An 11,354-nucleotide genomic window follows, 5' to 3' on the forward strand; every position below is an offset into this window, starting at 1 on the left:
GATGACTTCTGACGCTGACGCCGTTCCCGAATTCGCCACTGCGAGCCCCTCCCTTGCAGGCGTCGCACCGGTCGCCGTTCCACCGCCCCTCGAGGCGTGGCAGCGCGCTCCGTACCTCGAATGGTCGATGCAGCACATCGCCGACTTCCTCCCCGTGCATCCGATCGCGCGCGGGTCTCGTGTCACGCCGATGTCTGCGGTGCCGGCCGACCTCGGTCCGGTGCCGGTCGAGCATCCGTGGGAGTCTCGATCGGCATCATTCGACGAGGTGATGGCGATGAGCCACACCGACGGCTGGGTGGTGACGCGACACGGCGCCGTGATCGGCGAACGGTACTTCAACACGATGGCGCCGGCGACACCGCATCTGCTCATGTCGGTGAGCAAGTCATTGACGACCACGACGGCAGGAATCCTCATCGGCGACGGCATTCTCGACCCTGATGCTGCGGTGACGGCGTACGTTCCCGCACTCGCAGGATCGGGGTACGACGGCGCCACCGTGCGCCATCTGCTCGATATGCGCTCCGGCGTGCGATTCTCTGAGGACTATCTGGATCCGGACGCGGAGGTTCGGCTTCTCGAGCAGGCGATCGGCTGGGCGCCGCGTCGGAGCAGCGCGGTTCCGGGAACCCTGATCGAGCTGCTGGCGAGCCTGCGCATCGAGCACGACCACGGAGGTCGCTTCGAGTACAAATCGTGCGAGACGGACGCCCTCGCCTTCGTGATCGAGGGCGCGACCGGTGCGCATGCCGCCGATGTGATGTCGCGCCGCCTGTGGCAGGAGATGGGTGCGGAGTTCGGAGCGTATGTCGGCATCGACTCGGTCGGTGCCGGAATGTTCGACGGTGGTGTGTGCGCTGCGCTCCGCGATCTCGCCCGCTTCGGATCGCTGTACCTGCGAGACGGTGCCGCCCTCGACGGCAGACAGGTGCTCCCGCAGGCATGGATCGCCGACACATATCAGGGGGGAATCGACTCTCGAATCGCCTTCGCCAACGCGCCTGAGCCGACCCTGATGCCCGGTGGCATGTACCGCAACGGCTTCTGGTTCCCTTACGAGGGTTCGGAGATCATGCTCGCGCTGGGCATCCACGGACAGATGATCTACATCAACCGCGCCGCCGGCGTGGTGGCGGCCAAGCTGTCGAGCTGGCCGAGCCCGCAGGACGGAGAGAAGCTCCTCTGGACGATACGGGCGTTCGACGCGGTCTCGCGAGCGCTCGTGTGATCTGCGATGTCGGACGGCGCCGATAGGGTCGATTCATGTCGCTCACGCTGGATTCATCGCTGGAAGAGGCGTTGGGCACGACTCCGGCGAAGTCTCTCGATCGGGCGTTCAGCATGAAGACGGTCGGCGATCTCGTCTCGCACTATCCTCGACGCTACGCCGACCCCGGTGAGCTGACGCCCATCCGCGAGCTGCCGCTCGGCGAGACAGTGACGATCGTCGCCGAGGTGCTGTCGTCGAGCGCCAGGGCGATGCGCAACCGACGGGGCGCGATGGTCGATGTCGTGATCGGCGACGGCATCGGCAAGATGTCGCTCACGTTCTTCGCGAAGAATCTCGGTGCGGCCAAGTGGCGGTCCGAGGACCTCGCTGTCGGTCGTCGAGGCGTCTTCTCGGGCAAGGTCGGCGAGTTCAACGGGATGACGCAGTTCGCGCATCCGGAGTACGAGCTCTTCGACGACGAGGATGCCGCCAGGCGGCGCGCGGACGCCCGAGCAGCCGTACTGATCCCGATCTACCCCGCGACGTCGACGCTGCAGACCTGGCAGATCGCGAAGTTCATAGCCCGAGTGCTCGACGGTCTCGGTGACGTGCCCGAGCCTCTCCCCGCGGATGTGCGGAAACGTGAGGAGCTTCTGACCGCGAGAGAGGCGCTCGAGCAGATCCATCGACCGAAGACCCGCAATGACATCGATCCTGCGGTCCGCACGTTGCGGATGCATGAGGCGCTCACGCTGCAGACTGCGCTTCTTCAGCAGCGTGACGCGGTGCGGTCGCTCTCGGCCACGGCGCGGGCAGCGAAGCCCGGAGGACTGCTCGAGCGGTTCGACGCCTCGTTGCCCTACGACCTCACCCCCGATCAGCAGACCGTCGGCGAGCAGGTCGCTAAAGACCTGGTCGGCTCCTGGCCGATGAACCGGCTCGTGCAGGGGGAGGTCGGCTCCGGCAAGACGCTCGTCGCCCTGCGTGCGATGCTCCAGGTCGCCGAGTCCGGTGGCCAGGCGGCGCTCATCGCGCCGACCGAGGTCTTGGCCGGCCAGCACCTGCGGTCGATATCGAAGATGCTCGGACCTGAGCTGGCCCCGCTCGTGATGCCCACGCTGCTCACCGGGCAGATGCCGGCTGCGGCACGGCGCAAGGCTGCGCTGCGGGTGGCCTCCGGGCAGGCACTGATCGTCGTCGGCACCCACGCGCTGCTCGGCGAGAAGACGACCTTCGCAGATCTCGGGCTCGTGGTGGTCGATGAGCAGCATCGGTTCGGAGTCGAGCAGCGTGAGGCGCTCCGCGCCAAGGGCTCCAGCCCGCACGCGCTCGTCCTCACCGCCACGCCCATCCCTCGCACCGTCGCCATGACGGTCTTCGGAGACCTCGACACTTCGGTGATCCGCACGATGCCGAAGGGACGCGCAGGAATCGAGTCGTTCGTCGCCCCCCTCGCCGAGCATCCTGGGTGGTTCAACCGCGTCTGGGAGCGCGCCGCCGAGGAGATCGCCCAGGGGCGTCAGGTCTTCGCGGTGTGTGCCGCGATCGACACCACGAAGAAGACGGCCGAGGCGGGGGAGCCTGCACTGCTCCCGCCCGAAGGGGCGTCCGGTCCACGCTGGGGTGTGGTGCAGCTCGACGAGGCGCTGGCGACGCACCCGAAGCTCGGTGCTCTCCGACGAGCGGTGCTGCACGGGCGCATGCCGTCGGACGAGAAGGATGCGGTCATGCAGGCCTTCGCCCGCGGCGAGATCGACCTGCTGCTGGCGACGACCGTGATCGAGGTCGGCGTCGATGTGCCCAACGCCTCGACGATGATCGTCCTCGATGCCGACCGCTTCGGCGTCTCCCAGCTGCATCAGCTGAGGGGTCGCGTGGGTCGAGGCGGCGTTCCGGGGCTGTGTCTTCTCGTGACCGAGGCGGAGGCCGGTTCGGTGGCGCGCGAGCGGGTCGACGCGGTCGCCGCGACCCTCGACGGTTTCGCCCTCGCCGAGGTCGACCTCGAGCTGCGCGGTGAAGGCGACGTGCTCGGTGCCGCACAGGCGGGCGTGCGGTCGTCCTTGAAGCTGTTGCGCGTGGTCAAGGACTCCGGTCTCATCGTCAGAGCGCGCGAGCTCGCCGAAGCGATCCTCGCAGCCGACCCCGGTCTCGAGGTGAACCCCGGTCTCAGATCCGCCATCGAGCGACGCGTCAGCGACGACGATCGCGCGGCCCTGGCGAAGAACTGACCCCGTCACCCGTGCCCTAGGCTGGGTGCATGAGCAGTCGGATCGCCGTCGTCCCGGGTTCCTTCGACCCGCCGACCCTGGGCCACCTCGACGTCATCCGTCGGGCCGCCAAGCTGTATGACGAGCTGCACGTGCTCGTCGTACACAATCCCGGCAAGGAGGCGATGCTTCCGATCGCGGCTCGTCTGTCGCTCATCGAGCAGTCCATCGCCGACGAGGGCATGGACGGCAACGTCGTCGTCGGATCGTGGAGCATGGGACTTCTGGTCGACTACGCGCGTGACGTGGGCGCCGGGGTGCTGGTCAAGGGGATCCGCTCCCAGATCGACGTCGCCTACGAATCGCCGATGGCGATCGTCAACCGGCACCTCGCCGACATCGAGACGGTCTTCCTGCTGCCCGACCCGGCGCATGCTCTCGTATCCAGCTCTCTCGTGCGACAGGTGGCAGGGCTCGGCGGTGATGTGTCGCCTTTCGTGCCTCCAGCGGTCGCCGCGTTCCTCGACACCGGGTCTCGCGGCATCTGAGTCCGCGCCATCGAGCGCCGCGCTCAGCCCGAAGCCAGCCTCCCGCCGCGTGTAGCCGGTACCATTGCTGGGTGCGTTCCCGAATGAGTGGTCCTTTCGTCCTCCCTGTCCGCGACATCGTCCGCAAACCCGGAGAGATGCGCGAACATGAGTTCTCGGTGACCCTGAAGGATGCGTGGGGAGAGGGGATCGTGTCGTACGAGGCCGGTTCCGAACTCGACCTGGACGTGCGTCTGGAGTCGGTCCACGAGGGCATTCTGGTCTCGGGAATCGTCGATGGAGACTACTCCGGAGTATGCGGTCGCTGCCTCATCGACATCACTCGGCCCGTCGAAGTCGAGTTCCAGGAGCTTTTCGCGTATCCTGGTGAGGAAGAAACTGACTTCGAGGTTCAAGACGACCACGTGGATCTTGAAACTCTAGTCAGGGATGCGGCCGTATTGGCGCTTCCATTTCAGCCGGTGTGTCAGCCGGATTGCCCTGGGCTCGACCCGGAGACGGGCGAGAGGCTGACGGCGAGCACCGACAAGGAGCAGGCGGCTCCCATCGATCCTCGGTGGAGCGCGCTCCAGAACATCACAGACCAAGACGGCACGGAAGAATCTCGTGCCGCCGAGAAAGAAGAGAGCTAGTCATGGCTGGTAACCCCCCGAAGCGCAAGGTATCCCGTTCGAACACCCGCTCGCGCCGCGCGCAGTGGAAGGCGGCGCCCATCGCTCTCGTCAAGACCGTCGAGAACGGCAAGACGGTCTACAGCCGTCCGCACCAGGCGAAGGTCGTCACCGACTCGCAGGGCACCGAGCTCTTCCTCGAGTACAAGGGTCGCAAGGTCGCCGACGTCTGAGTCGCGACTTCACTACTGTGACTGAAGTCCCTGGGGGGACGAGGCCTCTCCCAGAGAAGCTCCGCGTCGATATCGACGCGGAGCTTCTGGAGTTGGCGCTCACCCATCGTTCGTATGCGTACGAGCATGGCGGCATCCCTCACAACGAGCGTCTCGAGTTCCTCGGCGACTCCGTCCTCGGTCAGGCCGTCACGGTGATGCTCTTCACGACCCATCCGGGGCTCGATGAGGGTGAACTCGCCAAACGGCGTGCGAGTGTCGTCTCAACCGTCGCACTCGCCGAGGTGGCGAGAGCCATCGATCTGGGCAGCCATCTGCTGCTCGGTCGGGGTGAAGAGCAGACCGGAGGACGCGACAAGGATTCGATCCTCGCCGACACGATGGAAGCCGTGATCGGCGCGACGTATCTGTCGGCGGGTCCTGAAGCGGCGACCCAGCTCGTGCTCCGTCTGACCGAGCCTCTCCTCGCCGACCCGGAGCGCTATGGTGCTGCCATGGACCCGAAGACCAGTCTTCAGGAGCTGGCTGCGCGCGTGGGTGCCACGCCGCCCCAGTATTCGGTGGAGGCCAGCGGTCCAGACCATGATCGTCGCTTCCTCGCGACCGTGAGCGTCGGCGATGTGGCGATGACCGGCAAGGGCAGCAGCAAGAAGACCGCAGAGATGGCGGCTGCGCTCAGCGCGTGGCGCTTCCTCAACGAGCGTGCCTGAGCTTCCCGAAGTCGAGGTGGTGCGAGCAGGTCTCGCTCCGGCCGCGGTCGGCTCCGTCATCACGGGTGTGAGCGTGTTCGATGAGCGCGCTCTGACGCGCCATGCTGCAGGTTCCTCCGACTTCGTCTCGCGTCTTGAGGGTCGCACATTCACGGCCGCCGAGCGGCGGGGGAAGTTCCTCTGGCTTCCGCTCGACGCCGATGATTCCGCCTTGATCGCTCACCTCGGAATGAGCGGGCAGATGCTGCTCCGCACCCCGGATGCCGAGGCGGAACGCCACGAGCGCATTCGCATCGGCATCGAGCACCCGCAGCACGGCGAACTCGCGATCGTGTTCGCCGATCAGAGGACGTTCGGGTCGCTGGCGGTCGACCGTCTCGTGGCGGACGGGCCGACTATGATCCCCACACAGGTCGTGCACATCGCGCGGGATCCCCTCGACCCCCTCTTCGACGACGGCGTCCTCATGCGCGCGCTCGTCAGGCGGGGCAGCGCGATCAAGCGAGTGCTGCTCGACCAGCAGGTCATCAGCGGTGTGGGCAACATCTACGCAGACGAGGCGCTGTGGGCGGCGCGCATCCACCCCGAGACTCTCGCGAGTGCGCTGTCGACATCCGCGATCGGCCGTCTCCTCGCTGAGATCCGGGTGGTGCTCGCCAAGGCGCTGGCCGAGGGCGGCACGAGCTTCGACGCTCAGTACGTCAACGTGAACGGACAGGCCGGGTACTTCGCGCATTCTCTGAACGCGTACGGTCGAGGCGGGCAGCCGTGCCCTCGGTGCGGCACTCTGATCCGCCGACAGGCGTTCATGAACCGATCGAGCCATTTCTGCCCCCGCTGCCAGCGTCGGCGCTGAGGCTCAGGCGACCTCGAACGATCGCGCGAGCAGCGGGCGGGTCGCACGCGTGCTCACCCACACGATGCCGATTCCCACCGCGAGGACGGCGCCGATCGTCAGCAACGACTCGGGGGCGGTGATCAGCGCGATCCCGAGCAGGGGGAACACGAGCACTGCTGCGCAGATGGCCGATCCGGTCGCGGTGATGAGCAGGGGCGACATGATCGCGCGGCGACGCGCGCTGTCGACGGTGTCGAAGGGCATCCCGAGACGGTGCAGACTCCGGTGCAGTTCGCGCTGATCGAGCACGGAGGCGGCCTGATTCACCCCGACGGACGCTGCGACCATCAGGAACGAGGCGACCAGCGTGATGACGAGGCCGGTGCGCATGTCCACGGCTAGTGCCGCATCAGCAGTCGTCGCGTCGCCGCTGTTCATCACGTTCATCAGTGAGACGCCGGTCCCGGCGAACACGGCCATGAAGCTCGCCATCGCTATGCCGCTCACCTGGCGCCATGCGGCCTTGGGAGAGTCCAAGACCAGGCGGGCAGCGAGCAGCCGGTCGGCTCGTTCAGCCCTGCGCAGCTGACGCGATGCGGCTGCCTTGAGGACCCACGGCCCGATCACATTGAGCACGGCGAGCGCCACGGCGAACAGGGCAGCCAGAACGGCGATCGTCAGCGCGAGCCCCGCGACGGACGGGAAGATCTTGACGAGGACGAAGACCAGAGCGAGCACCGAGGTGCCGATGATCGCACGGAACCAGTGCACGGTCGAAGCCGTCGTCCGCAGGCGCACCCCGAGCGGTGAGACGATCACGCGTCGGAGACCCAGCACGGCGCTTCCGGCCGCCACGAGAAGGACTCCTGCCACGACCACGAGGACGCTGAGCGGAGACAGCATCACGGCGTCGGCGCCGAGAACCGTGCCGCGGAAGGGGATGAGTCCGACGAGGGGCGCGGTCGCCAGATGGACGACCACGCCGGCGACGGCACCTGCGGCCGCGACGAGCACGGATTCGATCACGGTGGCGACGCTGACACCCATCGGAGTCACGCCGAGAAGGCGCAGGGTAGAGAGCCGCTCGTCGCGTCGACGGGCCGAGAGTCGCGCCGCCGCCCCGCCGAGGTTCATCAGCGGCACGATCAAGAGAACCAGAGCGATCGCCGCCAACGCCTGGTAGACCGGCGCGTAGTCGTCGGTCCAGGTCCAGAACGACTGCGCTCCTCCTACGACGGTCAGCACGAGAGCGGTGACGACGCCGAAGGCGACCACGGGAAGCACCAGGACGGCGTTCTCGCCCTTCGCCGGTCGCAGGAGGAGGGCCAGAATGCGGACGTTCATGCGGACACCGCCGACGACACGATCCGTCCGTCGCGAACCGCCACGACGCGCGAGCATCTGGCGGCGACGTCGGCGTCGTGGGTGACGACGAGGAGGGTCCGCCCTTGCCCGGTCGTCGACCAGAGCAGAGCGTTCATCACATCCTGCGAGGTGTGCGAGTCGAGCGCTCCGGTCGGTTCGTCGGCGAACACGAGATCCGCGCCGGTCGCCTGGGCCCGTGCGATCGCGACGCGCTGCGCCTGCCCGCCGGAGAGCTCCCCGATGCGGCGGTCCTCCATTCCGGCGAGCCCCAGCGCGGCGAGCCAGGATGCCGCATGGGACGTGGCATCCGCTCTCTTCACCCCGTTGATCATCGATGCGAGCGCCACGTTCTCGACGGCGGTGAGCTCGGGGATGAGGAGACCCTGCTGGAAGACGAACCCGAACTTCTCCCTGCGCAGTCGGGAACGCGCGGACTCACCGAGCCCGGCGAGTTCCACGGCGTGCCCGGTCGACGGCTGGAACGTCACCGTGCCGGAATCCGGAGTGACGATGCCGGCGAGCACATGGAGGAGAGTCGTCTTGCCCGATCCGGAGGCACCCATGATCGCCACGGACTCGCCGCGGTGAATCGAGAGATCCACCCCGGCGAGTGCGCGGGTGGTGCCGTAAGACTTGGTCAGAGAGCGTGCTTCGAGGACGGAGTCGTTCATGCCTCCAGCCTCGCGACCAGACCGGGAGTGCTGCATCGCCCAGGCGGATGATCCGCTCGCGTCCCCGTACACCGCTCGGATGATCTCGGTCAGATCCGCTTCTGCCACGCTCCGGCGTAGGAGACCGGCACGAACCCGATCGCCTCGTTGATGCTCAGCATCGGCCGGTTCTCCTCGGCGTTGAACGTGGAGACCGCCGGCGAGAGCGGCATGATCTCTCGCCAGTGCAAGAGGTTCGCGCACTTGACGACGGTGCCCAGCCGATGCCCTCGATGCTCGCGCGACACCAGCGTGCCGAGCTGATGCGTGACCCCCGTCCGGTCCGCTCCGACGAGCAGCTCGTTGTATGCCACGATGTCGCCGCTCGGCGTGTGCTGCACCGCGACGATCGACAGGGCCTGGCCGGCTCCGGTGAGCCGCCGCTCTCTGCGCACCACGCGTTCCGCGTCCCACTCCTCGGCGACGAAGTCCATCTCGCCGCTCGGCGCATCGGTCGACAGACGAACGAGGATCGCTGCATAGCCGTGCCGGTACTCGGGTGGCGTCGGAGCCATCCACCGAAGCACCCGATAGTCGTCTCCTGCGGCCGCCTGCGCGGATTCCAGAGCGGCGCGGAGCGCGGCGGGGTCCGACCGCAGATCGAGCTCGCTGTTGCGTTCGACCTGTTCGAAGTCGTACCCGCGGGCTTCGAGCGCGTCTGACAGCGGGATCGCCGGGATTCGACCCCACCCCGTCCGCGGGGAGATCATCCGTTCGGACTCGATCGGCCTGTGCAGCGTCCAGATCTGCACCAGAGACCGGCCATGGGCGCGAGCCTCCGACTCTGCGAGCGTCAGAAGGGCATCCTCGACACCGAGTCCCCAGTGCTTCTCGGGCACGAGAAGGTCCGCCTCTGCCGCCTTCGCATCCGCCTCCTGGGCATACGCGAGCGTGATCATGCCCACGATCTCGTCGCCGTGCCTGGCCACGAATCCGGTCTGCAGAGTGTCGGTGGAGTCCTGCCACGACGCGAGCAACTGCGCGGCATCGGGCGCGATGTCCGGCAGGCCGACCATCTCGTCGCAGATCTGGCGGTTCAGCTGACCGTAGGCGCGGAAGTCCGCGCCGTCCGCGGCGTCGAGCGCGTCAGGAACGATCAGGGGATCGATGGTCAGTGTGGTGGTCGTCATGACAGTTCCTTCTTCCAGGCTCCTTCATAGGCGATGGCCGTGAAGCCCATCGCCTCGTTGATGGAGAGCATCGGCCGGTTCTCCTCGGCGTTGTAGGTGATCACGTCGCGGGAACCCGGTGCGACGCCCGTCCATGACAGGAGGGCGTCGCACTTCACGAGCTGACCCAGCCGATGGCCGCGATGCTCCTTTAGCACCAGAGTGTCGTGCTGATGGGTGGTCGCACTCGGATCCGGTCCGATGCGGAGCTCGGTGAACGCAGCCAGCTCGCCGGTTGCGACGTGCTGCGCGACCGTGACCTGGATGATCTGGCCCATCTCCGCCACGCGTCTCTCGGACTCGATCAGGCGCTCTGCATCCCAGACCTCCTCGTCCGTCTCGAGATCGGCAGACGGGGCATCGGTCGACATGCGCGACTTCAGCCAGGCGTAGCCGTCGACATGCTCGGCGGGCGTCGGCAGCATCCACCGGATCACGCGATAGTCCTGAGACGACGCGCGTGCGTCGTCGCGAAGCTCCTCGGCGCGACGAACCGTCTCGGCATTCACTTCGAGTCGACTCACCCGGTAGACCTGCTCGAGGCTGAACCCGTGGCGGATGAGGAATCGCGCGACGTGATCGTCGGGCACGCTGCCGAATCCGGTCCGCGCCTCGAGCCGGGGCCCCTCACTCGCCGGCTGCTCCGTCCAGTTCTGGATGACCATGCGGTCGTGCAGTCTCGCGAAGGCTTCGACGTGCGGCAGGATCGCGGTACCGATTCCTCGACCCCAGACCCGTGGGTGGAGCTCGATCGCCGCGATGGCCACGCGCGAGCCCTCCTCGTGCGGGACGTCGATGACCGTGCGTCCCACCATCTCTTCACCGACGCGTACGGTCCACACCGCGGTCGTGCGCTCTTTGCGGGAGCGCAGGATCGGAAGCAGCGCCTCCGGCGTGAGGTCCTGTTCGGTGCGGCCGGTGAGTTCGCGATAGACGGCGTTGCGGACACGGGCGAGCTCGCGGAACTCGGCCGCGTCGGCTGCATCCGCCCGTGCCGGCAGCACGAGCGGATGCAGCGACGCATCTGCGGTGAGCGGAATGCTCATGGTGATCTCCAGGTCAGCGCAGCTGACGCTGCAGGTCGTACGTGAGCAGGGCATACGTCTCGCTGTCGGTGCGGTTCCGGCGATCGAGAAGCAGCGCGTCCGCCTCGAGGGCGGTGACGCGGCGCGCCGGGCGAGGGCGTTGAGCCCGCTGGAGCAGCCACAGGCCGATCCGGAGCGAGAGACGATCTGCCAGCGCCAGGCGCCGCAGCTCATCGGGTGCGGGGATGTGAAGGACCTGCTGGTCCTCGGTATCCGGAGGGTGGGGGATGCTGCGATACAGCGTGGTGTTCACGGTGATTCCTTCGAGATGGGTGGTGGTGTCCAGTGAGTGGGAGCGCGCGATCGCAGGGCGCCGTGAAGACGGCCGACGGTGCGCGACGGGAGTCGAGAGCTCGGCACGCCGAAAGGCGATCGCCGAGGTCGGCGGAGAACGGTGATCCGTGGTGGATCAGAGGGTGGGGCGCGGAGAAACGCGAGCGAGAAACCCCGTCATCGATCGGAGACCGATGGGTGATTCGGAGCAGAGTTCTCGGGCTGCGGTTCTACGAGAGCGCGCTTCGACGGACGCCGGCGGTTACCGAGTGCGCAAGGCGCGGCGCGAATGGCGCGGCGAGGCCAGTGGCCTGAGCAGTGAGCTGAGTGATCATCGGTAACCTCCTTTCGTGTGGCGATCCGGGGGTTACGGTAGCGAAACCCGGGCGTGT

General features: G+C 67.3%; 12 protein-coding genes. 7 read left to right on the forward strand and 5 right to left on the reverse strand.

What is annotated here, in order from left to right; all coding sequences use genetic code 11:
* The first annotated feature begins 1 nt into the window (after position 1).
* The 7 genes from QMA07_RS09025 to mutM all read left to right on the forward strand — a co-directional run bounded on the left by QMA07_RS09025 (position 2) and on the right by mutM (position 6,378).
* Positions 2-1,231, forward strand: coding sequence for a serine hydrolase (locus tag QMA07_RS09025; protein WP_290161243.1), 1,230 nt, complete (start codon positions 2-4; stop codon positions 1,229-1,231).
* Between the two features lie 35 nt (positions 1,232-1,266).
* Positions 1,267-3,441, forward strand: a complete 2,175-nt coding sequence (locus QMA07_RS09030) for an ATP-dependent DNA helicase RecG (RefSeq protein ID WP_290161244.1) — start codon at positions 1,267-1,269, stop codon at positions 3,439-3,441.
* 29 nt (positions 3,442-3,470) lie between these two features.
* Positions 3,471-3,968 (forward strand): pantetheine-phosphate adenylyltransferase, encoded by a 498-nt coding sequence (gene coaD / locus QMA07_RS09035; RefSeq protein WP_290161245.1) that lies wholly within the window; start codon positions 3,471-3,473, stop codon positions 3,966-3,968.
* Between the two features lie 83 nt (positions 3,969-4,051).
* Complete coding sequence (locus QMA07_RS09040) at positions 4,052-4,600, forward strand: DUF177 domain-containing protein (RefSeq protein WP_290161351.1); 549 nt, start codon at positions 4,052-4,054, stop codon at positions 4,598-4,600.
* A gap of 2 nt (positions 4,601-4,602) precedes the next feature.
* The gene (gene rpmF, locus QMA07_RS09045; protein ID WP_042541694.1) at positions 4,603-4,812 is read left to right on the forward strand and encodes a 50S ribosomal protein L32; all 210 of its coding nucleotides are present in this window, start codon (positions 4,603-4,605) and stop codon (positions 4,810-4,812) included.
* A gap of 17 nt (positions 4,813-4,829) precedes the next feature.
* A complete protein-coding gene (rnc, locus tag QMA07_RS09050) occupies positions 4,830-5,522 on the forward strand; it encodes a ribonuclease III (RefSeq protein WP_290161246.1) in 693 nt (230 codons plus the stop codon).
* A complete protein-coding gene (gene mutM / locus QMA07_RS09055; protein WP_290161247.1) occupies positions 5,515-6,378 on the forward strand; it encodes a bifunctional DNA-formamidopyrimidine glycosylase/DNA-(apurinic or apyrimidinic site) lyase in 864 nt (287 codons plus the stop codon). Before rnc ends, mutM begins: the two co-directional genes overlap by 8 nt.
* 3 nt (positions 6,379-6,381) lie before the next feature.
* Here mutM and QMA07_RS09060 read toward each other — a convergent pair whose 3' ends face one another.
* From QMA07_RS09060 to QMA07_RS09080, 5 genes are all read right to left on the reverse strand, one after another.
* Positions 6,382-7,704 carry a permease gene (locus tag QMA07_RS09060; protein WP_290161248.1) on the reverse strand — a complete coding sequence of 441 codons (1,323 nt, stop codon included), beginning with the start codon at positions 7,702-7,704 and terminating at the stop codon, positions 6,382-6,384.
* The gene (locus QMA07_RS09065) at positions 7,701-8,396 is read right to left on the reverse strand and encodes an ABC transporter ATP-binding protein (protein ID WP_290161249.1); all 696 of its coding nucleotides are present in this window, start codon (positions 8,394-8,396) and stop codon (positions 7,701-7,703) included. The genes QMA07_RS09060 and QMA07_RS09065 overlap by 4 nt, the downstream gene beginning before the upstream one ends.
* Positions 8,397-8,485: 89 nt before the next feature.
* Positions 8,486-9,565 (reverse strand): GNAT family N-acetyltransferase, encoded by a 1,080-nt coding sequence (locus tag QMA07_RS09070; protein WP_290161250.1) that lies wholly within the window; start codon positions 9,563-9,565, stop codon positions 8,486-8,488.
* A complete protein-coding gene (locus QMA07_RS09075; protein WP_290161251.1) occupies positions 9,562-10,650 on the reverse strand; it encodes a GNAT family N-acetyltransferase in 1,089 nt (362 codons plus the stop codon). Before QMA07_RS09075 ends, QMA07_RS09070 begins: the two co-directional genes overlap by 4 nt.
* Positions 10,651-10,663: 13 nt before the next feature.
* Positions 10,664-10,942, reverse strand: coding sequence for a hypothetical protein (locus QMA07_RS09080; RefSeq protein ID WP_290161252.1), 279 nt, complete (start codon positions 10,940-10,942; stop codon positions 10,664-10,666).
* Positions 10,943-11,354: the final 412 nt, after the last annotated feature.

The sequence above is a fragment of the Microbacterium sp. APC 3901 genome (genome assembly GCF_030407765.1).
Lineage (GTDB): Bacteria > Actinomycetota > Actinomycetes > Actinomycetales > Microbacteriaceae > Microbacterium.

Coding starts and splice junctions, on each gene's coding strand:
- QMA07_RS09025 (WP_290161243.1), top strand. CDS start 2: ATGACTTCTGACGCTGACGCCGTTCCCGAATTCGCCACTGCGAGCCCC.
- QMA07_RS09030 (WP_290161244.1), top strand. CDS start 1,267: ATGTCGCTCACGCTGGATTCATCGCTGGAAGAGGCGTTGGGCACGACT.
- coaD (WP_290161245.1), top strand. CDS start 3,471: ATGAGCAGTCGGATCGCCGTCGTCCCGGGTTCCTTCGACCCGCCGACC.
- QMA07_RS09040 (WP_290161351.1), top strand. CDS start 4,052: ATGAGTGGTCCTTTCGTCCTCCCTGTCCGCGACATCGTCCGCAAACCC.
- rpmF (WP_042541694.1), top strand. CDS start 4,603: ATGGCTGGTAACCCCCCGAAGCGCAAGGTATCCCGTTCGAACACCCGC.
- QMA07_RS09060 (WP_290161248.1), bottom strand. CDS start 7,704: ATGAACGTCCGCATTCTGGCCCTCCTCCTGCGACCGGCGAAGGGCGAG.
- QMA07_RS09065 (WP_290161249.1), bottom strand. CDS start 8,396: ATGAACGACTCCGTCCTCGAAGCACGCTCTCTGACCAAGTCTTACGGC.
- QMA07_RS09070 (WP_290161250.1), bottom strand. CDS start 9,565: ATGACGACCACCACACTGACCATCGATCCCCTGATCGTTCCTGACGCG.
- QMA07_RS09075 (WP_290161251.1), bottom strand. CDS start 10,650: ATGAGCATTCCGCTCACCGCAGATGCGTCGCTGCATCCGCTCGTGCTG.